This is a genomic window from Pseudorhodoplanes sp. (assembly GCA_032027085.1).
Classification (GTDB): domain Bacteria; phylum Pseudomonadota; class Alphaproteobacteria; order Rhizobiales; family Xanthobacteraceae; genus Pseudorhodoplanes.
The window spans coordinates 2,170,655-2,196,081 of sequence record JAVSMS010000001.1 but is presented as its reverse complement, the minus strand read 5'-3'; the positions used below and the strand labels follow the sequence as shown (position 1 = coordinate 2,196,081).

Annotated in this window: 18 protein-coding genes and 1 pseudogene; 8 read left to right on the top strand and 11 right to left on the bottom strand. The window is 62.4% G+C overall.

Going from position 1 to position 25,427, the window contains the following annotated elements; all coding sequences use genetic code 11:
- Positions 1–31: 31 nt before the first annotated feature.
- From RO009_10640 to RO009_10615, 6 genes are all read right to left on the bottom strand, one after another.
- Positions 32–1,660: an ABC transporter ATP-binding protein gene (locus RO009_10640; GenBank protein ID MDT3685485.1), complete on the bottom strand. Its 1,629-nt coding sequence runs from the start codon at positions 1,658–1,660 to the stop codon at positions 32–34.
- The gene (locus tag RO009_10635) at positions 1,657–2,838 is read right to left on the bottom strand and encodes an ABC transporter permease (protein MDT3685484.1); all 1,182 of its coding nucleotides are present in this window, start codon (positions 2,836–2,838) and stop codon (positions 1,657–1,659) included. The genes RO009_10640 and RO009_10635 overlap by 4 nt, the downstream gene beginning before the upstream one ends.
- A 2-nt stretch (positions 2,839–2,840) precedes the next feature.
- The gene (locus tag RO009_10630) at positions 2,841–3,956 is read right to left on the bottom strand and encodes a microcin C ABC transporter permease YejB (GenBank protein MDT3685483.1); all 1,116 of its coding nucleotides are present in this window, start codon (positions 3,954–3,956) and stop codon (positions 2,841–2,843) included.
- Between the two features lie 12 nt (positions 3,957–3,968).
- The gene (locus tag RO009_10625) at positions 3,969–5,774 is read right to left on the bottom strand and encodes an extracellular solute-binding protein (protein MDT3685482.1); all 1,806 of its coding nucleotides are present in this window, start codon (positions 5,772–5,774) and stop codon (positions 3,969–3,971) included.
- Between the two features lie 68 nt (positions 5,775–5,842).
- The gene (locus tag RO009_10620) at positions 5,843–7,735 is read right to left on the bottom strand and encodes an extracellular solute-binding protein (protein MDT3685481.1); all 1,893 of its coding nucleotides are present in this window, start codon (positions 7,733–7,735) and stop codon (positions 5,843–5,845) included.
- 209 nt (positions 7,736–7,944) lie between these two features.
- A complete protein-coding gene (locus RO009_10615) occupies positions 7,945–8,511 on the bottom strand; it encodes a cytochrome c family protein (GenBank protein MDT3685480.1) in 567 nt (188 codons plus the stop codon).
- A 172-nt stretch (positions 8,512–8,683) separates the two neighbouring features.
- Between RO009_10615 and RO009_10610 the strand changes: the two genes are divergently transcribed.
- From RO009_10610 to gdhA, 3 genes are all read left to right on the top strand, one after another.
- On the top strand, positions 8,684–9,421 hold the full coding sequence (locus RO009_10610; protein ID MDT3685479.1) for a 3-deoxy-manno-octulosonate cytidylyltransferase: 738 nt from the start codon (positions 8,684–8,686) through the stop codon (positions 9,419–9,421).
- Positions 9,422–9,452: 31 nt separating this feature from the next.
- A complete protein-coding gene (locus RO009_10605) occupies positions 9,453–10,313 on the top strand; it encodes a prephenate dehydratase (GenBank protein MDT3685478.1) in 861 nt (286 codons plus the stop codon).
- Between the two features lie 80 nt (positions 10,314–10,393).
- Positions 10,394–11,743, top strand: coding sequence for an NADP-specific glutamate dehydrogenase (gdhA, locus tag RO009_10600; protein MDT3685477.1), 1,350 nt, complete (start codon positions 10,394–10,396; stop codon positions 11,741–11,743).
- 19 nt (positions 11,744–11,762) lie between these two features.
- Here the strand turns inward: gdhA and RO009_10595 are convergent, their stop codons facing one another.
- The 4 genes from RO009_10595 to hrpB all read right to left on the bottom strand — a co-directional run bounded on the left by RO009_10595 (position 11,763) and on the right by hrpB (position 17,485).
- Positions 11,763–13,262 carry a phosphomannomutase/phosphoglucomutase gene (locus RO009_10595; protein MDT3685476.1) on the bottom strand — a complete coding sequence of 500 codons (1,500 nt, stop codon included), beginning with the start codon at positions 13,260–13,262 and terminating at the stop codon, positions 11,763–11,765.
- Positions 13,263–13,439: 177 nt separating this feature from the next.
- Positions 13,440–13,955, bottom strand: a complete 516-nt coding sequence (locus tag RO009_10590; GenBank protein MDT3685475.1) for a TIGR02281 family clan AA aspartic protease — start codon at positions 13,953–13,955, stop codon at positions 13,440–13,442.
- 141 nt (positions 13,956–14,096) lie between these two features.
- Positions 14,097–14,930 (bottom strand): purine-nucleoside phosphorylase, encoded by an 834-nt coding sequence (locus RO009_10585; protein MDT3685474.1) that lies wholly within the window; start codon positions 14,928–14,930, stop codon positions 14,097–14,099.
- An 86-nt stretch (positions 14,931–15,016) separates the two neighbouring features.
- Positions 15,017–17,485 (bottom strand): ATP-dependent helicase HrpB, encoded by a 2,469-nt coding sequence (gene hrpB / locus RO009_10580; GenBank protein ID MDT3685473.1) that lies wholly within the window; start codon positions 17,483–17,485, stop codon positions 15,017–15,019.
- A 258-nt stretch (positions 17,486–17,743) separates the two neighbouring features.
- Between hrpB and polA the strand changes: the two genes are divergently transcribed.
- The 5 genes from polA (at position 17,744) to RO009_10555 (ending at position 24,580) form a co-directional block, all read left to right on the top strand.
- Entirely contained in the window at positions 17,744–20,818 is a 3,075-nt protein-coding gene (gene polA, locus RO009_10575) for a DNA polymerase I (GenBank protein MDT3685472.1), read from the top strand.
- A 155-nt stretch (positions 20,819–20,973) separates the two neighbouring features.
- Positions 20,974–21,678, top strand: coding sequence for a glutathione S-transferase N-terminal domain-containing protein (locus RO009_10570; protein MDT3685471.1), 705 nt, complete (start codon positions 20,974–20,976; stop codon positions 21,676–21,678).
- Between the two features lie 169 nt (positions 21,679–21,847).
- The gene (locus RO009_10565; GenBank protein ID MDT3685470.1) at positions 21,848–22,480 is read left to right on the top strand and encodes a LysE family translocator; all 633 of its coding nucleotides are present in this window, start codon (positions 21,848–21,850) and stop codon (positions 22,478–22,480) included.
- Positions 22,481–22,830: 350 nt separating this feature from the next.
- On the top strand, positions 22,831–23,643 hold the full coding sequence (locus RO009_10560) for a DUF2865 domain-containing protein (GenBank protein MDT3685469.1): 813 nt from the start codon (positions 22,831–22,833) through the stop codon (positions 23,641–23,643).
- Between the two features lie 157 nt (positions 23,644–23,800).
- Positions 23,801–24,580 carry a DUF2865 domain-containing protein gene (locus RO009_10555; GenBank protein MDT3685468.1) on the top strand — a complete coding sequence of 260 codons (780 nt, stop codon included), beginning with the start codon at positions 23,801–23,803 and terminating at the stop codon, positions 24,578–24,580.
- On the opposite strand, the pseudogene RO009_10550 reads toward RO009_10555, so the two are convergent.
- Positions 24,565–25,411, bottom strand: a pseudogene (locus RO009_10550) (FAD-dependent oxidoreductase). The gene RO009_10555 and the pseudogene RO009_10550 overlap by 16 nt on opposite strands.
- Positions 25,412–25,427 lie beyond the last annotated feature (16 nt).

Sequence of the window (25,427 nt, the reverse complement as noted above, 5' to 3'; positions counted from 1 at the left end):
ACAAACCCGAATCAAAAAAGTGTGACGGCGGCTACTGCGAGACAACTCCCGTCGGCGCCGTTTCCAGATTGAAGGCGGCGGCGAACAGCGCCTGAGTGTAATCCGATTTCGGCGCCTTGAAGAGTTCCGCCGCAGGCCCTTCTTCCACCACCTTGCCGTTTCGCATCACGATCAACCGGCTTGCCAGCGCCGCCACCACGCGCAGATCGTGCGAGATGAACAGATAGGTGAGGTTTCTCCGCTTCTGCAGATCGCGGAGAAGATCGACGATCTGGCATTGGATCAGCATGTCCAGCGCGCTGGTCGGCTCGTCCAGCACGACAAATGTCGGCTCCAGCGCGATGGCGCGCGCCACAGCAATGCGCTGCCGCTGACCGCCGGAAAATTCATGCGGATAGCGAAAGCGCGTGTCCGGGTCTAACCCGACATCTGTTAGCGCCTGAACAACGCGCCGCTCACCTTCCGCGGCCGTCAAATTCGGATGATGCACCCATAGACCTTCCTCGATAATGTCCGAGACCGACATGCGCGGCGACAAGGAACCATAGGGGTCCTGGAATACGATCTGCATGTCGCGCCGGTGCGGCCGCATCTCCTTGAATTTCAGGCCCTGGATTTGCTCGCCCATGAAGACGATTGGTCCGTCAGACGAGATAAGCCGCAGCAGCGCCAGACCGAGCGTCGTCTTGCCCGAGCCGGATTCGCCGACGATGCCCAGCGTTTCTCCCTTGCGCACGGCGATGCTGACGCCATCGACCGCCTTGATGTGACCGACCGTCTTGCGCAGCACGCCGCGCCGGACCGGAAACCAGACCTTGAGGTCGTCGGTTTTGACGACGACCGGCGCCTCCGGCTGCAGCGGTGCCGGATCCGGCTTCGGCTCGGCGGCAAGCAAGGCGCGGGTATAGGGATGTTGCGGTGAAGAGAACACGCGATCGACTTCACCCTGTTCGACGATCTTGCCCTGGTTCATGACACAGACGCGATCGGCGAGCTTACGCACGATGCCAAGATCATGCGTGATGAACAGCATGGACATGCCGAGGCGTTGCTGTATCTCCTTGAGAAGCTTCAGGATTTGCGCCTGGACGGTGACGTCCAGCGCCGTCGTCGGCTCGTCCGCGATCAGGAGATCGGGCTCATTCGCCAATGCCATGGCGATCATCACGCGCTGCCGCTGACCGCCCGACAATTGGTGCGGATAGCTGGCAAGCCGCCCGGCCGGATCGGGAATACCGACCTGCGTTAGCAACTCGATGATGCGCGCACGCGCCTTCAGGCCGGTGGCGCCGTTATGCAGTTCGAGAATTTCGCCAATCTGCTTCTCGATCGTGTGCAACGGATTGAGCGAGGTCATCGGCTCCTGGAAGATGATAGTGATGTCATTGCCGCGCACGCGCCGGATCTCGCGTTCCGACATCGACAGCAATTCCTCGCCCTTGAAGCGGATACTGCCGGACGGATGGCTGGCAGTCGGGTAAGGCAGAAGCTTCATCACCGAGAGAGCGGTGACCGATTTTCCCGACCCCGATTCGCCGACCAGCGCGAGCGTTTCGCCTTTCTTGACGTCGAATGACACGCGATCGACGGCCAGCATCTCGTTGCCGGCCTGGCGGAAGAGAACGGAAAGATCTGTTACCTGAAGCAATGCTTCGGTCATGCAAATGTCTTCCTCGCATCGAACGCGTCACGCACCCCTTCGCCGATAAAGATCAGCAGCGACAGCATGATCGCAATCGAGAAAAATCCGGTTAATCCCAGCCACGGCGCCTGCACATTAGCCTTGCCCTGCGCCAGCAGCTCCCCAAGAGACGGCGAGCCGGGCGGCAGCCCGAAGCCAAGGAAATCCAGCGCGGTCAGCGTCATGACCGACGACGACAGTATGAACGGCAGGAAGGTAAGAGTCGCCACCATCGCGTTCGGCAACAGATGGCGGAACATGATCACCGCGTTCGATACACCGAGCGCACGCGCGGCCTGGATATATTCGAAATTCCGCCCGCGCAGAAATTCCGCACGAACCAAACCGACCAGCGACACCCAGGAAAACAGCAGCAAAATGCCAAGCAGCACGAAGAAGCTTGGCACCAGCACCGAGGAAATGATCAGGAGCAGATAGAGCGAGGGCACCGAGGTCCAGATCTCGATCACGCGCTGGAACAGAAGGTCGGTCCAGCCGCCGAAATAGCCCTGCACCGCCCCGGCCGCGACGCCGATGATCGAGGAAATGATCGTGAGGATGAGCCCGAACAACACGGAGATGCGGAAGCCGTAGATCAGCCGCGCCGCCACGTCGCGGCCCTGATCGTCGGTGCCGAGCCAGTTAAATTCGAGATCGCGGCAGCCGGAGAGACCCTTGCGTTCGACCACCGGCCGGCATTGCTCTTCGGTCAGCATCCAGGTTGGCTTTGACGGGGCGGGCGTCGGAAGATCGAGATTGTGCGTCGAATAGGAATAGCGGATCGGCGGCCACCAGATCGTGCCGCCCTTCTCGGCGATCAGTTTTTGCAGATAAGGATCGCGATAATCCGCCGCCGTCTCGAATTCACCGCCGAACGCCGTTTCGGAATAGGTGGTGATGGCGGGAAAGAAGAACTTGCCGTCAACCCGGATCATGAACGGCTTGTCGTTGGCGATGAATTCCGCAAACAGCGATACGACAAACAGAACCAGGAAAATCCAGAACGACCAATAGCCGCGCCGGTTGGCCTTGAAATTCTGCCAGCGGCGCTTGCCGATCGGCGACAGCGAGATCACCCGCCGCTCGGGCGGAACGGCCGTTCCAGTCGGAGAGGTCGATTCGGTTTCGGGAAGCGGTCCGATGACGCGTGCGTCCATCTTCAGACCTCCCGTGTCTCGAAATCGATGCGGGGATCGATCCAGGTGTAGGTGAGATCAGAGATGAGATTCACGATCAGCCCAATCAACGCAAAGATGTAAAGCGTGGCAAAGACCACGGCATAGTCGCGATTGAGCACGCTTTCGAAGCCGAGCAGCCCGAGCCCGTCGAGCGAGAAGATTGTCTCGATCAGCAGCGAGCCGGAAAAGAAGGCGTGCACGAAGGCGCCAGGGAAGCCGGCGACGACGATCAGCATCGCGTTGCGGAAGATGTGGCCGTAGAGCACCTGCCTGCTGGCGCAGCCCTTCGCTTTCGCCGTCAGCACATATTGCTTGCGGATCTCATCCAGGAACGAGTTCTTGGTGAGCAGTGTCATGGTGGCGAAGGCGCCGAGCATCATGGATATGATCGGCAGCGTCAGGTGCCAGAAATAGTCGAGGATTTTCGCGTACCAGGGAAGCGACGCGAAATTGTCGGAGGTTAGCCCGCGCAGCGGGAAAATGTCGAAGAAGGACCCGCCGGCGAACAGGATGATCAGCAGGATCGCGAAGAGGAACCCGGGGATGGCATAACCCACGATGATGAGGCCCGACGTCCAGGTGTCGAAGCGCGTGCCGTCAAGCACTGCCTTGCGGATGCCAAGCGGGATCGAGATCAGATACGTCAGGAGCGTCATCCAGATACCGAGCGACATCGAGACCGGCAGCTTCTCCTTGATCAGGTCGACCACGCTGACATCGCGGAAATAGCTCTTGCCGAAATCGAAGCGCGCATAGTTCCACAGCATCAGGAAGAAACGTTCATAGGCCGGCTTGTCGAAGCCGAACTGCTTCTCCAGGCTCTTGATGAATTCTGGATCGAGCCCCTGCGCGCCGCGATATTTCGAGGTCACCGCATCGACCGCGCTGCCGCCCTGCGGTTGCCCGCGCGCGCCGAAATCACCCCCGGGTGATCCGGAAATTCGCGAGGTGGCGCCGGTGTCGGAACCCGATAATTGCGCGATCACGCGCTCGACCGGCCCGCCCGGCGCGAACTGCACCACGACGAATGATACCAGCATGATCCCGAACAGGGTCGGGATCATGAACAAGATGCGGCGGAAAATGTAAGCGCTCATCTTGGCAAATATCTAACCTCGGCGGTCCAGCTTGGCCGCCTTGCTTCCATCGTACCACCAGGTTTCCGGAATACCGCGAGAATAACGTGGCTTCTCCGCCGGGCGGCTGAACATGTCCCAATAGGCGATCCAGTGCGACGCCTTGTACCAGTGCGGAATCCAGTAACGTCCGGCGCGGATGACCCGGTCGAGCGCGCGGCAGGCGGTGACGAGCTCTGCGCGGGTGCTGGCGCCCACAATGGTCGAGATCAGGCTATCGATCGCAGGCTCCGCGATGCCGGCGATGTTCAGCGAGCCGCGCGTATCGGCGGCTTGCGACGAAAAATAGCTGCGCAACGAATCGCCCGGCGTCGTCGAGAATCCAAATCGCTGCACGGTGATGTCGAAATCAAAATCATCCACGCGGGCACGGAACTGCACTGGATCGACGATCCGCAGCGTGGCCTCGATGCCGAGCATGCCGAGATTCTTGATGTAGGGCATGTGATGCGGCTGGAAGGTCGGTTCCTCAAGCAAGAACTCAATCCTGATCGGCTCGCCGTTGCGCCCAATGCGCTTGCCGTCCTTGATGACGAAACCGGCCTCAAGCAGCAGATGCGAGGCATGCCGCAAGAGCTTGCGGTCCTGGCCGGACCCGTCCGACACCGGCGGTACAAACGGCTCGCCAAACACCTCGTCCGGCACCTTGCCGCGGAACGGCTCGAGCAGCGCGAGCTCGGCGGCGTCCGGCTTTCCCTCCGCCATCATGTCGGAATTCTGGAACACCGAATGGGTGCGTTCATAGGAGCCATACATGATGGTCTTGTTGGTCCACTCAAAATCAAAGGCATAGATCAACGCTTCGCGCAGCTTGGGGTTTCTGAGCTGCGCACGGCGGGTATTGATGAACCAACCTTGCGCGCCGGACGGCGTATCATCCGGCAATACCTCGCGCTTCACGCGCCCGTCCTTGAACGCCGGAAAATCGTAACGCGTCGCCCAGGTGCGCGAGGTGAACTCCTCGCGGAAAAGATAGGTCTTGCCGGTGAACGCCTCGAAGCCGACGTCGCGATCGCGGAAATATTCGTAGCGCAGCGTATCGAAGTTATGCATGCCTTGCGCGACCGGCAGCTTGGCCGCCCACCAGTCCTTCACCCGCTCAAATTCGATATAACGACCGGCCTCGAAGCGGCCGACCTTGTAGGGTCCTGACCCCAGCGGAATTTCGAACGTGGATTCTTCAAACGGCCTTTTTGCATAATAGGCGCGCGAGAAAATTGGCAGACCGGCGATAAAGAGCGGCACGTCTCGCGCACGCTTTTCCTGGAACCGCGTCACCAGTGTCCGATCATCCGACGCATCCGCACTCACGAAATCGCGCAGCATCTGGCTGATGACAGGGTGGCCTTTCTGTTTCAGGACATTGAGCGAGAAAGCGGCGTCATGCGCGGTCATCTTGCTGCCGTCATGAAACCGGGCTTCCGGCCGCATCATGAATGTGTAGGTCAAGCCATCCGCCGAAATGCGCACCGACTGCGCCGCAAGGCCATACAACGCATCCGGCTCGTCGGTCGCGCGCGTCATCAGTGATGCGAATGTGAGGTTCATTCCCAAGGCGCCGTCGCCCTTCAGAATGTAGCTGTTCAGCGAATTGAAGGTCAGAAACGACCCGTTGTAGAGCCTGGAGCTGACGATTTCCGTAAAAACGCCGCCCTTCGGCGCTTTCGGATTGACGTAGTCGAAATGCGCGAAATCGGCCGGGTATTTCAGATCGCCGAAGGCGGAAATGCCGTGGGTCTCGCGCTCACCCGAGGCCAGCGCCGCAGGCGTTAATCCCAGACGCGCGGCTCCCCAGCCGGCAGCGACGCTCGCAGCAATTTTCAGGACGCTGCGGCGGTTGGGAGCCGTCACGAACGATTCCCCGCCTTCGCCGTCTTCTCCGCATCCCACCACCAGATGTTCGGGAAAGCCGCGGCGCCATATTTCGGCATTTCCTGCGGACGGCCGAAGCGGTCCCAACGCGCGGTGCGCTGCTTGCCATAGGTCCATTGCGGAACGACAAAATGATTCCACAGCAGCACGCGATCGAGCGCCTTGGTCGCGGCCACGAGTTCCTCGCGGTTCTTGGCGAAGATCACCTTTTCGATCAGCGCATCAATCGCCGGATTCCTGATGCCGACGAGATTGCGCGAGCCCGGTTGATCGGCGGCCTGGCTGCCCCAGAACCCGCGCTGTTCATTGCCCGGCGACAGCGACTGGCCCCAGACCGTGGTGGTGATATCGAAATCCCACTGTCGCAGGCGATTTTCGTATTGCGCATCATCGACGGTACGCACCGTCACCGCGATACCGAGCCGCTCCAAAGCCGGCTTGTAGAACAGCATGAAGCGTTCAGAATTCGGATCCGACACGAGCAGTTCGACCGCCAGTTGCTCGCCGGTCTTCGTATTCGTCAGCTTGCGATCCTTCAGTTCAAAGCCGGCTTCGCGCATCAGCCGGATCGCTTCGCGCAGATTCGTGCGCACGGCTTCCGGAGTTCCATTGACCGGATTGGTGTACGCCGTCGTGAAGACCTCCGGCGGCACCGGTTCCTTCACCGACTTCAGAATTTCAAGCTCGAGCCCTTCCGGCAAACCGCGCGCGGCGAGTTCCGTGCCCTCGAAAAAACTCGCGATGCGTTTGTACTGCCCGAAGAAAATCTGCTTGTTCATTTCCTCGAAGTCGAACACGTTGTTGAAGGCGCGCCGCAGCCGCGCGTCCTTGAACTTGTCGCGTCGCGTATTAAACGCGAAGGCCTGCATCACGCCGGAGCTGCGGATCTCGAATTCTTCGAGGATGACGCGCTTCTCGCGCACGGCAGGAAAATCGTAAGCGGTCGCCCAGGCCTTGGCGCTGTTCTCGGTGCGCCAATCGATATGATCGGCCTTGAACGCTTCCAGCGCCACCGTCGAATCGCGGAAATATTCGTAGCGCAGTTCGTTGAAGTTGTTCTGCCCGATATTCACCGGCAGTTTCTCGCCCCAATAATCCTTCACCCGCTCGTAAACGATGGTGCGGCCGGGTGTGAATTCCTTGATCCTGTAGGCGCCGCACCCCAGCGGCGGCTCCAGCGTCGTCGCGGAAATGTCGCGCTTGCGGCCCTGCGCGTCGTTTCCCTCCCACCAGTGTTTCGGCAGCACGATGAGCTGGCCGACGATCTGCGGCAACTCCCGATTGCCCGGCGCGTCGAAGGTGAACGAGATATCGCGTTCGCCCATCTTCTCCGCCTTCACTACATGCCGGTAATAGGCGTTGAGTTGCGGGTTGTTCTTCTTCCAGGCGTCGAGCGAGAAAATCACATCATCGGCCGTGACCGGCTTGCCGTCGTGCCATTTCGCGTCCGGCCGCAGGCGATAGGTGACCGAGGAGAAATCGTCCGGATGGCTCACCGACTCGGCCAGCAATCCGTATTCGGTCGACACCTCGTCGAGCGCCTGCGCCATCAAGGTGTCGTAGATGTTGGTGAGACCGGCCGCGAGCGATCCCTTCACGCCGGCGACGGCATAATTGAAATTGTCGAAGGTTCCGAACGCGATCTGCCGCGCGCTGCCGCCGCGCGGCGCATTCGGATTCACATAATCGAAATGCTTGAAGCCGGCCGGATATTTGAGGTCGCCGAACAGCGACAATCCATGTCGCCAGGTCTTCGGATCAGTCTGGGCGAGAGCCGGCTGCGGGAGCGCCGCGTCCAATGCAGCAAGGGCCGGTGCGGACAGCGCGGCGGCGCCGGTGCGGAGCAAATTTCGTCGGGACAGGCTCACAAATCTCTCCGGACAGGATTTCAAAAAAAGCGGCGATGGGGCCAGGGCATCATCTGCAGCGATGTGTGTCGCTTTTGGGGACCGATCAGCCGAAACTTACCTCCTAGCTGTGTATCCAGCCACCCCACGCAAGAAGTGCGCGATGCAAAAACGGCCGGGATTCCTCCCGGCCGTAAACACCTTACGATGATTTAATTATCCGTGTCGCGTCACTGCGCCTTGGGTGCCGGCGCCTCGGCTGCTTTCGGCAGCGGGGCCGGATTGTCCGCCAGTGAATGCAGGTAATTGATCAGGTCGGCGCGCTGACCTGGGCGCGACAGGCCCGCGAAGCTCATGCTGGTGCCCGGGACGAAGCCCTTGGGCGCGGCAATGAACTGGTCGAGGTCTTCATAGGTCCACTCGCCGCCCTTGCCCTTCATGGCCGCCGAGTAATTGAAGCCGGCATGCGAGGCTCTGGGGCGGCCCACGATCCCATAGAGATTTGGGCCGACCTTGTTCGCACCGCCCTTCTCGAAGGTGTGGCAGGACGCGCATTGCTTGGCAGTCGCCTCGCCGCGCTTGGGATCGGAACTTGCCAAGCGTACCGCGATCGGCTCGGCCGGCTCGGGCTTGGCGGCGGTTTCGGTGGCGGCCTGCTCGGGAACCGCGATGTCGAAGCCAGGCTTGGCTGGCTGATGCGGCGCAAAAATCGCGTTCGCGACGATATTGAGCGAGAGCAGAACCAGGCAGGTGCCGAGCACCGCGCCGAGGATTTTGTTGAGTTCAAAGGAGTCCATGAAGTGCCCACGCTTCGGACAGCGGAAAAGCTGGATAATCCGCGAGGAGACCGCGGCGGCAGAGAGATAGCCGGTTTGCCTCGCTTCTTGCAACCCGTATAAACAATCGCCCCTGCGACATTCCACGCAGGCGGCCACAACCGGCTTCCGCCCGGCGAGAGCCCCTAATGCCATGGCATTGCACGACATTCTGATCCTGATTCCGGCCCGCATGGCGGCCACGCGGCTGCCCGGCAAGCCGCTGGCCGATATCGGGGGCCAGCCAATGATCGCGCATGTCATCCGGCGCGCCCAGGAAGCCAAATTGGGGCCGGTGGTCGTCGCCACCGACGACGAGGTGATTTTCGCCGCGGTCGAAAAGACCGGCGTGCAGGCGCTGATGACCCGCGCCGACCATGACTCAGGGTCCGACCGCATTTTCGAAGCGCTCGAACTGGCCGATCCCGGCCAAAAGGTCCGCATCGTGGTCAACATGCAGGGCGATCTGCCGACCCTGTCGCCGGGTGATCTGGCCGCCGCGGTGCGGCTGCTGGAGGACCCGGCCGTCGATATCGGCACCGTCGCCGCCGAAATCCGCGATCCGGACGAGCGCAGCAATCCTAATGTCGTCAAGGTGGTCGGCTCGCCGCTGTCGCCCACCCGGCTGCAGGCGCTCTATTTCACCCGCGCCACCGCGCCCTACGGGGAGGGGCCGCTTTACCATCACATCGGTCTTTATGCTTACCGGCGGCAAGCGCTCGCCCGTTTTGTCGGGCTTCCGCCCTCGCCGCTGGAGAAACGCGAGAAGCTCGAACAATTGCGTGCATTGGAGGCCGGCATGCGTATCGACGTTGCTGTTGTCGCCAGCGTTCCGCTCGGCGTCGATACGCCGGAAGATCTGGAAGCCGCGCGCCGCATGCTCGGACATTGACGGAAGCAGGTCGCACCGCGTACGGAACTGCATGACCGCAAAGCAAAAAATCGTATTCCAGGGCGAACCGGGCGCGAACTCGCATCTCGCCTGCCGCGAAGCCTATCCGGACTATGAGCCGGTCGCCTGCCCGACCTTCGAGGATGCCTTCGCCGCCGTGTCGTCCGGTGACGCCGCCCTCGGCATGATTCCGATCGAGAACTCGATCGCCGGCCGCGTCGCGGACATCCATCATCTGATGCCGCATTCAAATCTGCATATTGTCGCCGAATGGTTCCTGCCGGTGCGCCATCAACTTCTCGGCCTCAAGGGAACCAGGCTCGCCGACATCAGAACCGTCGAGAGCCACGTCCACGCGCTCGGTCAGTGCCGCAACATCATCCGCAAGCTGAAGATCAAGGCGGTGGTCGCCGCAGACACCGCGGGTTCCGCGCGCGAAGTCTCCGAAGCCGGGGACAGATCGCGCGCGGCGATTGCGACAAAACTCGCTGCCGAAATCTATGGCCTCGATGTTCTTTCAGAGAATATCGAGGACGAAGAGCACAACACCACCCGCTTCATCGTTCTGGCGCGCGAAGCACAGCACGCGCCGAGCGGCAACGGACCGGTCGTGACTACCTTCGTCTTCCGGGTGCGCAACATTCCAGCCGCACTCTACAAGGCGCTGGGCGGCTTCGCCACCAACGGCGTCAACATGACCAAGCTTGAAAGCTACATGATCGAGGGCAATTTCTTCGCGACGATGTTCTATTCCGACATCGAAGGTCACCCCGATGATTACAACGTCACGCTGGCGCTGAAGGAACTCGAGTTCTTCTCAAAGGAGATGAAAATCCTCGGCGTCTATCCGGCCCATCCCTATCGCGCAACCTTCCGGGAAGCAGCCGAGTGAAATCGGCTGCCCTTCGATTGGGCAATTTGCTTGAAAATTAGCCGTCAAGCGTATAAGCGCCCGTCATGAAGACGAGGGCGTTGACTGTGCTTGACGAAAAGCTTGAACCGATTTTTGCCGATGTCCTTCGCCGCAACCCCGGCGAAGACGAGTTTCACCAGGCAGTGCGAGAAGTGCTGGACAGCCTTGGCGCGGTCGTCGCCAAACATCCGCATTATGCCGAGGGCGCCCTGATCGAGCGAATCTGCGAGCCGGAACGGCAAATCATATTCCGCATCCCCTGGGTCGATGACAAAGGCCAGGTCCAGATCAACCGCGGTTTTCGGGTCCAGTTCAATTCCGCACTCGGACCGTTCAAGGGCGGGCTGCGTTTCCATCCCAGTGTCTTCCTCGGCACAATCAAGTTTCTCGGCTTCGAGCAAACGTTCAAGAACGCGCTCACCGGCATGCCGATCGGCGGCGGCAAGGGCGGCTCCGATTTTGATCCGAAAGGACGTTCGGACGGGGAGATCATGCGCTTTTGCCAGGCCTTCATGACCGAGCTTGGCCGGCATCTCGGGGAATATACCGACGTTCCGGCGGGCGACATTGGTGTTGGCCAGCGCGAGATCGGTTACATGTTCGGCCAGTACAAGCGCATGACCAACCGCTACGAATCCGGCGTGCTCACCGGCAAGGGTCTGACCTGGGGCGGCTCGCGCGTGCGCACCGAGGCGACGGGGTACGGCGCCGTCTACTTTGTCGAACGCATGTTGCGCCAGCGCGGTGAAGGTTTTGACGGACGCAAGGTCATCGTGTCCGGCGCCGGCAACGTTGCGATCTACACGATCGAGAAGGCGCAGCAGCTTGGCGGCAAGGTCATCGCTTGTTCCGACTCGGACGGCTATGTTGTCGAGGAAAAGGGCATTGACCTCGCGCTGCTCAAGGAGATCAAGGAACGCCGCCGCGGACGCATCGCCGATTATGCCAAAGCGCGCGGCAACGGCGCGACCTATGTGCCAGGCGGGCGTATCTGGGAGGTGAAGTCTGACATCGCCATGCCGTCGGCGACGCAGAACGAACTGACCGGTCAGGATGCGCGCATCATGGTGAAGAATGGCGTGCGCGCCGTCGGTGAAGGCGCGAACATGCCGTGCACGCCGGAGGCTGTGCGCCTGTTCAGCGAGGCCGGGATATTGTTTGCGCCCGGCAAGGCGGCCAATGCCGGCGGCGTCGCCACCAGCGCTCTGGAAATGCAGCAGAACGCGTCGCGCGATTCCTGGACGTTTGAGGAAACCGAGCAGAAGCTCGCCACGATCATGCACGCGATTCACGACCGCTGTGCGCAGACCGCGGAAGAATACGGCGCACCGGGCAATTATGTTCTCGGCGCCAATGTTGCCGGCTTCATCCGCGTGGCGGAGGCGATGCGGGCGCTTGGCGTCGTCTGACGGGACCCTGCGGCGAAAATCAGATCTTCTGATTATATTCGCCGACTTCGGGATGCTGACGCAGCACGGCGTCGACCGCCTTGAACATCTCGTGCATGCGCGCTTCCGACGCCGGGCTTTCAACCACAACCACAAGCTCGGGTTTGTTGGATGAGGCGCGCACCAGCCCCCAGGTCCCGTCCTCGACGGTGACGCGCACGCCGTTCACGGTGACCAGATCGCGAATTGGCTGACCGGCCACCTTCTCGCCCGTCGCCTTCGCGTTCTCGAAATGCTTCACCGCCGCCTCGACCACGGCATATTTCTTCTCGTCGTCGCAATGCGGCGACATGGTCGGCGACGACCATGTCTTCGGCAGCGCGTTCTTCAGGTCGGCCATGTTCTTTTCGGGATTGCGGTCGAGCATGTCGCAGATTGCGATGGCCGAGACGAGGCCGTCGTCATAGCCGCGGCCGAACGGCTTGTTGAAGAAGAAGTGCCCTGATTTCTCGAACCCCACCAGCGCGCCGGATTCGTTGACGCGGCGCTTCATGTAGGAATGGCCGGTCTTCCAGTAATCAGCCTTGGCGCCGTTTTTCTGCAGCACCGGATCGGTGGCGAACAGGCCGGTGGATTTCACGTCGACCACGAAGGTCGAATTCGGGTGCAAGGCCGACATGTCGCGCGCCAGCATCACGCCGATCTTGTCGGCGAAGATTTCATCGCCGGTATTATCGACGACGCCGCAGCGGTCGCCGTCGCCGTCGAATCCGAAACCGACATCGGCGCCGGCGTTGATCACCGCATCGCGCATCGCGTGCAGCATCTTCATGTCTTCCGGATTGGGATTGTATTTCGGGAAAGTGTGATCGAGCTCGCAATCGAGCGGAATGACGTCGACGCCGATCGCTTCCAGAATGCGCGGCGCAAAGGCGCCGGCGGTGCCGTTGCCGCAGGCGACCACTGCGCGCAGCTTGCGCTTCAGTTTCGGGCGGCTGGTCAGATCGGCGATATAACGCTCGGGAAAATTCTCGACGAACACATACTGCCCGCCGCCCTTCAGATCGAATGTCGCGCCAAGGACAATGTCCTTCAGGCGGCTCATCTCGTCCGGCCCGAAGGTGAGCGGCCGGTTGGCGCCCATCTTCACGCCGGTCCAGCCATTGTCGTTATGCGACGCCGTCACCATGGCGACGCAGGGCACATCGAGATCGAATTGCGCGAAATACGCCATCGGCGACAAGGCAAGGCCGATGTCATGCACCTTGCAGCCGGCGGCGAGCAGGCCTGATACCAGCGCGAGTTTCACGGACGCCGAATAGCCGCGGAAATCGTGGCCGGTCACAATCTCCGGCCGTACGCCCATCTCGCGGATCAGGGTGCCGAGTCCCATGCCCAGCGCCTGCAGCCCCATCAGGTTGATTTCCTTGCCGAGCAACCACCGGGCGTCGTATTCGCGGAATCCGGTGGGCTTCACCATCGGCCCGGATTCATAGGCATAAGTGTTCGGCAGAAGCGAAGGTTGCGGCTTGGGAAACATTCAGGTCCTCGGAAGCGGGCGGGAATCGGCGCGAGCAATAGCCTAAAGCACATGCGGCGGAAATGGTTGCGTGTCCGCGGCGGGACCGACCATCTGCAGAGCAAAAATGTCGGGAGAAAGGCTTACTTGTCGCGCTTTCGGACGGAAAACCGGATTCCACCTTTTCCTGAAAGCGCTCTAGTTCTCCAGCACCAGCTTGCCGCCAACATATTCAAAGCGTTTCAGCTTGGTGAGATAGGCGAGACCGAGCAAGTTTTCGCTCAGCGCCTTGTCCGGCATCACCAGGGCCGGCACATCGCGCACGACCAGACCGCCGACATCGACCGAGCCAAGCATCACCGGTGCCGCCTTCACCATTCCGTTGGCGGTATTGACCCGTGCCTTGTAGTCATTGAACGAGGGAAAAATACCAAGCCGCTTTGCATCGTTTGCGGTGAGCGCGATCACCGAGGCGCCGGTATCGACCATGAAATCCAGCCGCCGTCCGTCGACCCGCGCCTCCACCGCGAAATGCCCGCGGCGATCACGCGCGATGGTGATCGAGCGTCGACCGCTGGAGACGCTCGGCGAGGTCGTCGCGGCGGCGACAACCGGCGTGGAAGATTTGGGCGAGACGGTGCCCTTGTCCATCCAGTGCGCCACCAGACCGGCAAACGCCAGCATCAGTCCCGCAAAAACGATGATCGAACGCATCTCGCGAATCCGCAGCCATCCAAGGCATGCAAGACATCACGACCACGTTTCAAAGCTGCTAATCTGCGCCGTGGCGTAACCGAATTCGGACACAGCGTTAACAACCCGCGGCTAAAATCAATCGGCTTTGAATGGTCGCGATCACGTCAGGCGGGTCACGCGGCTTTCCAGCACCCAGACCTCGAAGAATTTCGCCAGCAGCCGGCTGAGGGTATGCGCCGAGGCGGCGCCGGTGCGGGCGCGGGCCTCGAGCGTGAGGGCATCCTGCCGCGCTCCGGCGGCAAGGCTGGTGATCGTTGCGAGCGCCAGCACACGCAGCCCGAAACGCCGTGCCAGAATTGCCTCCGGCACGATCCCCATGCCGACAATGTCGGCGCCGAGCGCCTGCGCCGCGCGGATCTCCGCCGCCGTCTCAAAACTCGGGCCCGGGAAAAACATGAAGACGCCGTCATGCGCCTTGCGGCCAAGCTGGCCGGTGGCCAGCGCAAAGCGCTCGCGCAGGTGCCGGTCGTAGACACCGAGCAGATCGACAAACCGCTCTTGTCCGCTTTCGCCGATCAGCGGATTGAGTCCCGTGAGATTGATGTGGTCGGTGACGGTGACGATGCTGCCGACGGCAATATCCGGACGGACGGCGCCGGCCGTCCCGATCGTCACCATCGCCTTGGCGCCAAGCAGCGACAGCGTCTCGACCGGCACACGCATGGCATTGATGTCGCCGGTCTCGTTGTAGTTGGCGCGGCCGCGGAACACGGCGATGCGCGCGGATCCGATGAGACCGATCACCAATTCGGGCGTCATGTCGCCATGTGGCGAAGGAAAACCGGGCAGATCGCGGTAAGGAATATTGATTGCCTGCGCAGCCAGATCGGCCAGGCCGGTCAGCCCGCCGCCAAGAATGAGTCCCACATCGATCTGCGCGTCGCCGATCTGCGAGCGGATTGCGTCGACGCATTGCGCGGCGGAGTTGTTCATGAGCCGCTGCATAGCAAATGAGGAGTTATCAAAGTTTTTAAGAAAACGGCGAGCACCATGGTGAAAATTAAGTTGCACGTGATGCTTCAGGTCCCGCGCGGCTTGGCGCGGCGCGTTGCGGGCGCGGCGACCGGATCGTCGGGCCAGGGATGGCGCGGATAGCGGCCCTTCATTTCGGTCTTCACCGCCTGATAGCTGCCGCGCCAGAAGCCGGGCAGATCGCGCGTCACCTGCACCGGCCGGTGCGCCGGCGACAGGAGTTCCACCACCAGCGGAACCCGGCCATCGGCGATGGACGGGTGCCTGTCGAGGCCGAACAATTCCTGCACCCGGATGGCGATGCTCGGACCAGCTTCGGCTTCATAATCAATGGCGGCGCGGGTGCCGGTCGGCGCCTCGAAATGCGTCGGTGCTTCGGCGTCGAGACGGCGGCGCATATTCCACGGCAGCAAGTTGGTAATCGCCGTATGGAGTTCATCCGCCGACAGCGCGGAGACGGACGATTTGTCGAACAGCAGCGGCACGAGCCACCCGCCGACATTCGCCGCAAGCGCGCCATCGGAAAGATCCGGCCATTCGTCACCCTCCGCCTTGCGCAGGAACATGACACGGTCGCGCCATTGCAGCAGCGATTTGGTCCACGGCAGTTTTTGCAATCCCGCCGACGCGACCGCATCCGCAAGCTTGCGTGCGGTCTCTTCGTTCGGCGCGACCTGCACGATCTGTTCCGACAAGGCGATGGCGCCAAGGCGGCGGCTCTTGCGCGCACGCAGGCTCAGGGATGCGGGATCGACTGTGATCTCATCGCGCTGTTCGATATGAGCGGTGAAACGTGTTTCGATCTCTGACAGCGAAATCGGGGCCGCCAGCAGGATGCGGCTTTGCGCAGCCGTTCCCGTCAGTTCAGCGACGGCGACGAACTGCTCGCGCGCCAGACTCGCGGCGGGATCGACATTGGCGCCGCGTCCATTGGCGAGCAGAAAGCTTCCACCCGCGCCGCGGCTGCGCGCGATACGGTCGGGATAGGCGAGGGAGAGAATGGCGCCGACCGAGGTTTCACCTCCCCCTGCAGGGGAGGGCGCCGAAGCAATCTCCGCCCACCTCGCCGCCATCCGCCGTGCATCCTCGGCGCGGCGCGAGCGGTCGCGGCGCAGATTGTCGAGACGATGGGTGAGATCGACTGCATCCCCGCCCAGCCCGCGTTCGGTGACAAGCAATGCAATGTCGGCGGCAAGCCCGCCTGCGCCCTCGCGTGCCGCATCGAACACCATGCGCGCCAGCCGCGGCGGCAGCGGCAGCGCGCGGATGGCGCGGCCCTCGTCGGTGATGCGGCCGTCGGCACTGAGACAATCGAGTTCGATCAGCAGTTTCTTCGCTTCGGAGAAGGCGGCGCGCGGCGGCTGATCAAGAAACGCCAATGTGGCTGGATCGCTCACGCCCCATTGCGCCAGATCGAGCGCGAATGACGACAGATCGGCAGCCAGAATCTCCGGCCGCGCAAAAGCTTCGAGCGAATTCGTCTCCGGCTCGTCCCACAGGCGATAGCAAACGCCAGTTTCGGTGCGGCCGGCGCGGCCGCGCCGCTGATCGGCCGCGGCGCGCGAGACGCGAACCGTCTCAAGACGTGTCACGCCAACATCGGGCTCAAAGCGCGGCACGCGTGCGAGTCCCGAATCAATCACGACACGCACGCCTTCAATAGTGAGCGACGTCTCAGCGATCGAGGTTGCGAGCACCACCTTGCGCCGTCCCGCAGGCGCCGGTGCAATCGCTTCATCCTGCTCGCGTGCATCCAGCGCGCCGTAGAGCGCAACGATGTCGACAGCGGGATCGGAAACTCGTTCCTTCAGCAGCGTCTCGGTCCGGCGGATTTCCCCCGCGCCCGGCAGAAATACCAGAAGCGATCCGGTTTCCGCCCGTAGCGCGCGCACCGCCGCATCCGCCACCTGCCGATCGATGGGCGCGCGCGCGTCGCGCCCGAGATAATGCGTGGTCACCGGAAAAGCGCGCCCCTCGCTCTCCACCACCGGCGCATCGCCCAGAAGCTTCGCCACCCGTGCGCCGTCGAGCGTCGCCGACATGACCAGCAGCTTCAGATCTTCGCGCAAGCCCTGCTGCACATCGCGCGCCAGCGCCAGCCCGAGATCGGCGTCCAGAGATCGTTCATGGAATTCATCGAACAGCACGGCGGCGATGCCGGACAGTTCGGGATCGCCAAGAACAAGGCGCGTGAAAATACCTTCGGTCACCACCTCGATGCGGGTCTTGCCAGACACTTTCGAGCCGAAGCGCACGCGCAGACCCACCGTCTCGCCGACCTTCTCGTCAAGCGTCTTCGCCATGCGCTCGGCGGCGGCGCGCGCCGCCAGGCGCCGCGGTTCCAGCACAATGATCTTCTTGCCCTTGGCCCATGTCTCCTGCGCCAGCACCAGCGGCACGCGCGTGGTCTTGCCGGCGCCGGGCGGCGCCACCAGCACAGCGGCGTTGCGGTCCCCCAGTACGGCCGTCAGATCGGACAAGACCGCATCAATGGGCAGAGGGGCATCGAACTTCATGGCGACGTCATGACAATCACTTTTGCCGCGCAATATCCACTGCCCTCTCGATCCGCTGCTCTCTCGCTCCTCCGGCAGGCCAAACGCAAGCGGCGCATCCAGAATCACTGAGAATCGTGTGTTTACTGGATCGTCCATCACAAATCGGCTGTAGCCGACTTGTGCAATTACGGACGCTGACGACGAGAACCGAGAGGCTCTTGTCCAGCAGGCAGGAAACTGTTGATTCGACTTCAGCCAAAGCCCACATTCCCGGCCATGCCGACAGCCAAATCCGCCGCAAAATCCAAATCCGCCAAGCCTGCCGCGAGCAAGCCCGCCGAAAGCAAACCGGCCGCAAAGGCCGCGCCGGCCGCGGGCCTGAAGAAGGGCAATCACGTCTTTCTGGTCGACGGCTCGTCCTACATCTTCCGCGCCTATCACGCGCTGCCGCCGCTGACCCGCAAGTCGGACGGGCTGCAGGTCAATGCCGTCCTCGGCTTCTGCAACATGTTGTGGAAGCTGCTTTGCGACATGAAGCCGGAGGAGAAGCCGACGCATCTCGCGGTCGTTTTCGACAAATCCGAAAAGACCTTCCGCACAGATTTCTATCCGCAATACAAGGCGCATCGCCCGGATGCGCCCGCCGATCTCATTCCGCAATTCGGCCTGATCCGGGAAGCGGTGAAGGCCTTCGACCTGCCCTCGCTGGAACAGTCCGGCTACGAAGCCGACGATCTGATCGCGACCTATGCCCGCATCGCCTGCGAAGCCGGCGCGACCATGACCATCGTGGCGTCCGACAAGGACCTGATGCAGCTCGTGAATGACTGCGTCCTCATGTACGACACCATGAAGGACAAGAAGATCGGCCGCGCCGAGGTGATCGAGAAATTCGGCGTGCCGCCGGAGAAGGTGATCGAGGTGCAGTCGCTGATCGGCGATTCCACCGACAATGTGCCGGGTGTGCCCGGCATCGGCGTGAAAACCGCCGCCCAGCTCATTGGCGAATACGGCGATCTGGAAACGCTGCTCAATCGCGCGGGCGAGATCAAGCAGGAGAAGCGCCGGCAGGCCCTGATCGACAATGCTGAACAGGCGCGCCTGTCGAAACGTCTGGTGACGCTCGACCAGCATGTGGCGCTGGAGGTGCCGGTCGAAGACCTCGCCGTGCATCAGCCGGACTACAAAAAGCTGATCGCATTCCTGAAAGCGATGGAATTCAACACGCTGACGCGCCGCGTGGCGGAGGCGTCCGGCATTGACGCCTCGCAGGTCGCGGCCGACGCAAGACTGAGCGCCGGCGGCCAGGCCGCGGCGGTCGAGACAGAAAGCATCGGCGCTGTCGCGGCCCCGCCCGGCCCGGCGGAAGCACCGGCCACCGGCCGCCTCCCGCTCTTTGGCGGCGGGATGCGCGTTGAGCGTCCGCGGGCCGAAGCGGCAACGACATTCACACCCGTTTCGCTTGCGGCGGCGCGCGCGGCGAAGATTCGCGCATTGACTTTCGAGCGCAAGCAATACGAGACGGTGCGCGACCTCGCCCGCCTCAAGGCCTGGATCGAGCGCGCGCTGGACGGCGGCGTAGTGGCGATCACCACCAAGACCGACACCGTCGATCCGATGCAGGCGACGCTGTGCGGCTTCTCGCTCGCCGTCGCGCCCAATGAAGCCTGCTATGTGCCGCTCACTCATCGCAAGCGCGGCGGCGAAGGCCTGTTCGACGACGGTCTTGCCGAGCACCAGATACCCGAAGCGGATGCGCTGACGGCGCTCAAGCCGCTGCTGGAGCACCCGGGCGTGCTCAAGATCGGCCACAACATGAAATTTGCGTGGCAGATCCTGTCGATGCGCGACGTCACGACGAGGCCGTGCGATGACGTCATGCTGATGTCGTATGTGCTCGACGCCGGCAAGCACGGACACGACATTGATGAATTGTCGGATATCTGGCTGGGGCACAAACCCGTCGCGCTCAGCGACATTGTCGGCTCCGGCAAGTCACAGATTTCCTTCCATCAGGCGGAGATTGACGGCGCCGCCGGCTATGCAGCGGAAGAAGCCGACGTCACGCTGCGGCTCTGGCAGGTGCTGAAGCCGCGGCTGGTGGCCGAAGGCATGACCAATGTCTATGAGACATTGGAGCGCCCGATGGTTCCGGTGCTGGCGCGGATGGAGCGGCGCGGCATCTCGGTCGACCGGCAGGAGCTGGTGCGGCTGTCCGGCGACTTCGCCAAGGAAAGCGCGCGGCTGGAGAAGCAGATTCACGATCTGGCCGGCGAGCCGATCAACCCGGGCAGCCCCAAGCAGCTCGGCGACGTGCTGTTCGGCAAGCTCGGCCTGCCGGGCGGCAGCAAGACCAAGACCGGCGCCTGGTCCACCTCGGCTTCGGTGCTGGAGGAATTGGCCGAAGCGGGTCATGAATTGCCGCAGAAGATTCTCGACTGGCGGCAGGTCTCGAAGCTGCGCTCGACCTATACCGACGCCTTGCCGAACTTCATCGATCCGCGAACGCAGCGCGTGCATACAAGCTACGCGCTGGCGGCGACCACGACCGGCCGCCTCTCCTCATCCGAGCCGAACCTGCAGAACATCCCGGTGCGCAACGAGCAGGGCCGGAAAATCCGCCGCGCCTTCGTCGCCGCGCCCGGCAACAAGCTGGTCTCGGCCGACTATTCGCAGATCGAATTGCGGTTGCTGGCGGAGGTGGCGAACGTGCCGGCGCTGCGGCAGGCGTTCCAGGACGGCATCGATATTCACGCCCTGACCGCGTCGGAGATGTTCGGCGTGCCGGTGAAGGACATGCCGGGCGAAATCCGCCGGAGGGCCAAGGCCATCAACTTCGGCATCATCTACGGCATCTCCGCCTTCGGGCTCGCCAACCAGCTCGGCATCGCGCGCGAGGAAGCCGGCGCCTACATCAAGAAATATTTCGAGCGTTTCCCCGGCATCCGCGACTACATGGACGCGACGCGGGAATTCTGCCGCGCCCATGGCTATGTCGAGACGGTGTTCGGCCGCAAATGTCATTACCCGGACATCAAGGCGAGCAATCCGTCGCTGCGCGCCTTCAACGAACGCGCCGCCATCAATGCGCGCCTGCAGGGCTCGGCCGCCGACATCATTCGCCGCGCCATGATCCGCATGGACGACGCGCTCGCGAAAGCCAAGCTCTCAGCGCAGATGCTGTTGCAGGTGCATGACGAGCTGATTTTCGAAGTGCCGGAAAACGAAGTCGCCAAAACGTTGCCGGTGGTGAAGAAGGTGATGGAAGACGCCCCGCATCCGGCGGTGCAATTGCACGTGCCGCTGCAAGTCGACGCCCGGGCGGCGGATAATTGGGACGAGGCGCATTAGCCCAAATACGCCAGTAGAAGTCCGTCATCGCGAGGGGTGAGCAAGCGAAGCTTGCGAGCCTCTAAGGGTGAACGGCCCCATCGGCCGTCGCCCTTCGAGGACCGCCTTCGGCGACCACTCAGCGTGACCGAGCAAGGAAAGGAGTTTCACATAATATGCGCGACCTCTCGGCCTTTCCCATTACCAAACGCTGGCCGCCGAAACACCCCGACCGTCTGCAGCTTTACTCGCTGCCGACGCCGAACGGCGTGAAGGTCTCGATCATGCTCGAGGAAACCGGGCTGCCCTATGAGGCGCACCGCGTCGACTTCGGCAAGAACGAGCAGCAGACACCTGAATTTCTCTCGCTCAATCCGAACGGAAAGATTCCGGCGATCCTCGATCCCGACGGTCCGGGCGGAAAGCCGCTCGGCCTGTTCGAATCCGGCGCGATCCTCGGCTATCTCGCCGGCAAGACTGACAAGTTCATCCCGCTCGATCCCGCTCGCATGATCGAGACCATCCAGTGGCTGCATTTCCAGATGGGCAACATCGGGCCGATGTTCGGTCAGGTCGGATTCTTCAACAAGTTTGCAGGCAAGGACTACGAGGACAAGCGCCCGCTGCAGCGTTACGTGAACGAATCAAAACGCCTGCTCAGCGTGCTCGAAGCGCGCCTGAAGAACCGGCAGTGGATCATGGGCGAGGATTACACCATCGCCGACATTTCCATGCTCGGCTGGGTGCGCAACCTGATCGGCTTCTACGAGGCGCGCGATCTGGTCGAATTCGACAGCCTGAAGCACGTGCCGGCCTGGCTGGAACGCGGCCTGGCGCGGCCGGCAGTGCAGCGCGGCTTGCAGATTCCAAAGCGGCCCTAAGAGGCTTTGCAGCGCGTGCAAAGCAGTATTCCCGCCGCGTGCCTGTTCAAAATGAACGGCGCGCCACATAATGCGTCTGCGAAAGCAGAATCCGGTGTTGGATTCTGGGTCCCACTTCCGCAGGGACGCGCAAAAAATAAACCTGATTAAACCCGCCCTAAGTCACGCCATGCCTACAACCACCGCCCTCATCGGCTTTGCGCTCGTCTCGCTCGGCATGGTGCTCACGCCGGGACCGAACATGATCTATCTGATCTCGCGCTCGATCTCACATGGCCGCATGGCCGGGCTAGTCTCGCTGGGCGGTGTCGCACTCGGTTTCGTCTTCTACATGCTGTGCGCGGCCTTCGGCATCACCGCGCTCGTGTTCGCCGTCCCCTATGCCTATGACGCGCTGCGGTTCGCTGGCGCCGTCTATCTTCTCTGGCTCGCCTGGCAGGCTGTGCGACCCGGCGGGCGCTCGCCGTTTCAGGTGCATCAATTGCCGGCCGACAGTCCGTGCAAACTGTTCGCGATGGGCTTTCTCACCAATCTTCTGAATCCGAAGATTGCGATGCTGTATCTCTCGTTGCTGCCCCAGTTCATCGATCCGGCAGAGGGCAGCGTGTTGCTGCAGTCGATCGCGCTCGGCGCGACGCAAATCGGCGTCAGTGTGACGGTCAATGCCGTCATCGCCATCGCCGCTGCTTCGATCGCAACCTTCCTCGCCGCACGGCCGCTCTGGATGCTGGCGCAGCGCTGGCTGATGGGCACGATGCTCGCCGGTTTCGCAGTGAAAATGGCGGTCGAGGCGCGCCGCTAGAGCAGGCTTCCCCGGGAACCGGCTCTCGGAACAGATCATGCCCGACTACAACACGATGCGCGCTCGGCTGCGGCCTGCCATGCGCCATCCGTGAGCATCTCACTGCCTGCAGCAGGACCACGCGTTGGTTCCGTTGATAGTTAGACTCCCATGCGTAAGCCTTGCTGCCTGCCCGCTCCGTCAAAGGGCAGCAAGTACGTCAGGTTCTGGGCGGGCTCACCCATTCACGTTTCTTTGCGCGCGTTCTTCCGCGTCCGGCGCTTGTCCGCCGCAACCGGCGCGGGTGAGGCGCGTTATCGTGCATCTTTGGAGGCGGGATGGAACGGGGATGACGTGCAAGGAGTCGTGTCTTGCGTCCAGGACTTCGCCTCTCCGGAGCTTTCTGCGCCGCGGCCATCCTCGCCTTCACAACGGCAATGCCGCCGGAGCCCGCCACCGCGCAGGGTCTTTTTGATTTTCTGTTCAATGCGTTCCGGAGGCCGCCGCCGTCCTATGCAGATCCGAATGCGCGTCCGAATGCGCGCGATGACCAACCGGAACAGCCAGCCCGCCGCTCGGGTGGGGGATTGTCCTATTGCGTGCGGCTTTGCGACGGCCGTCATTTTCCGATCAACTATCGGCGCGGCGCCGAAGCTGCTGAAATCTGCAGCGCGCTCTGCCCGGCGGCGAGCACCAAGGTCTTTTCGGGAAGCACCATCGACACCGCCGTCGCCTCCGACGGCAGATCCTACAAGGACCTTCCGGCGGCATTCACCTACCGAAGCGAGGTCGTGTCCGGCTGCACCTGCAACGGTAAGGATGTATTCGGCCTCGCGCAGATCGATGCCGAAAAGGATCCCACCTTGCAGCCGGGCGATATCGTCGCGACCTCGCAAGGCTTTGTTGTTGCCGGCCGTACGAGACAGTCGATCAATTTTTCGCCGCTCCGGGGCGAGATGCGTTCAAAGCTGTTCGCCGTCAAAATTGCCCCCGGCCGCGGCACGACCAAAGGTCGTCCCGGCAGCATTCGCATCAAGGCCGGTACCGGGCAACCGCCCGCGGATGAAAACCTGCCGGATAGGGCTGGCCGTATCGTGCGGTCGGTTGGTCCCGCGCCCTTCCCCGTCGGCGCGGCGGCGACGGACGGAAGAGGCCGGCGCGAGGGACCGGACGACGAGCCTTAGGAGAGCCGCAATTGTCTGAAGGATCAGATTGAACGCAATTGCCTGCCCTTAGCAACGCCAAGGGCATGAACCTCAGTCGCCGGTTTCCGACCAAGAGGACACCGCGCAACCTTTTCCGGTCGGGCGCGTTATTTGCGTCCAAGCTTCAGGGGATGTGGTGTCTGACAATCGCTGCCCTCGCTCCCGTACCTTGCGGTCCGGCTTGCTGCTCCTCGCCGTGCTGACGGCTGGCATTGTTGTCAGCCCGCCGCCCGCGTTGGCGCAGAATTTCTTCGATCTCTTGTTCGGCGGCTTCCGCCGCGCGGTGCAGCCTCCGCCGCCGCAGCAACCGGTCTATGGCGATCCCAACAATGCCTATCCGAATTACGACAGTCCGGACGGCTTGCGTGGCGATGGCGGCCCGTCGGTGGCGTTCTGTGTACGCACTTGCGATGGCCGCCACTTCCCGATCCGCGCGGCGAACCCGGTCGAAATCTGCAATTCCTTCTGTCCGGCGGCGCCGACCAAGGTCTACTTCGGCAGCAGGATCGACTACGCGCATTCCAGCGACGGCCGCACCTATCGCGAATTGCCGACAGCCTTCGCCTACCGCGAAAAGCTGGTCGAGGGCTGCAGCTGCAACGGCAAGAATCCGTTCGGCCTGGCGCGGCTCGATATCAGGGACGATCCGACATTGCGACCAGGCGACATCGTCGCAACCAACAAGGGCCTGATGCAGGCGACCGGACGTGGTTCCGAGTTCACGCCGATCAGCGGCGAGATGCGCCGACGTCTGTCGGAAGTGAAAGTGGCGCCGTCGCATGACAGCGAGGCTGGCGACGACATACCGGGCTATGAACCGATGAGGCCGCTCACCGCGCAAGGCCAGGCACCTGCGCCTGCTCAGGCGCCCACCCCGGTGCCGCCCCGCAATCTGCGTCCTCAGTTCTCGAGATAGGAAACGACTTCGTCAGCGAGCGACAGCGACGACGTCAGCCCCGGCGATTCGATCCCGAACAGATTTACCAGCCCCGGCATCTTGTGATCCGCCGGCGTGTCGATCATGAAATCGGCCGGCGGCTGCCCCGGGCCGGTCAGCTTCGGGCGAATCCCGCAATAATCCGGGATCAGCGTGTCATCGGCGAGCGAGGGCCAATAGGTGCGGATGCGCGCATAAAACGACGCCGCGCGCCCCGGATCGACATTGTAATCCTCTTCCTCGATCCATTCGACATCGGGACCAAAGCGCATGCGTCCGGCGAGATCGAGCGTCACATGCACGCCGAGCCCGCCGTCGACGGGCGTCGGATAGATCAGGCGCGAAAACACCGGCCGGCCCGTATAGCTGAAATAGTTTCCCTTCGCGAGCACGAGGCGGGGAATCCGCTGCGCAGGATAGCCTTCGATATTGTGCGCAACCGTCTGCGCGCGCAGTCCGGCCGAATTGATCACGGCATCGACCTCGTTCTTCAGGCCCTGCGCCCGGATCTGCTCAAGCCGCGTGCGCTCGGCTTCGTTGGTGGCAACGATCAGTTTCCCGCAACGTTTGTGAGGCACGCCGTGCGATGCGCAGTAATCATACAACATGCGGTTGCCGCGAGGACAATGCCGCGCGCGCCGCGATGCAGTCGGATAGTACATCCCGGCATGGATGACTTCGCTGTTACGTGAGGAGACGCCGGTGCCGACCGTAGAGGCAGCCTCCGCGACAATGACATCGTGGCCGCCGAGCGCGGCCGCGCGCCACCGCGAGCCCGACCACGCCCGCGCCGATCACCAGAACCTGCATGCTCACTCTCAGCCGT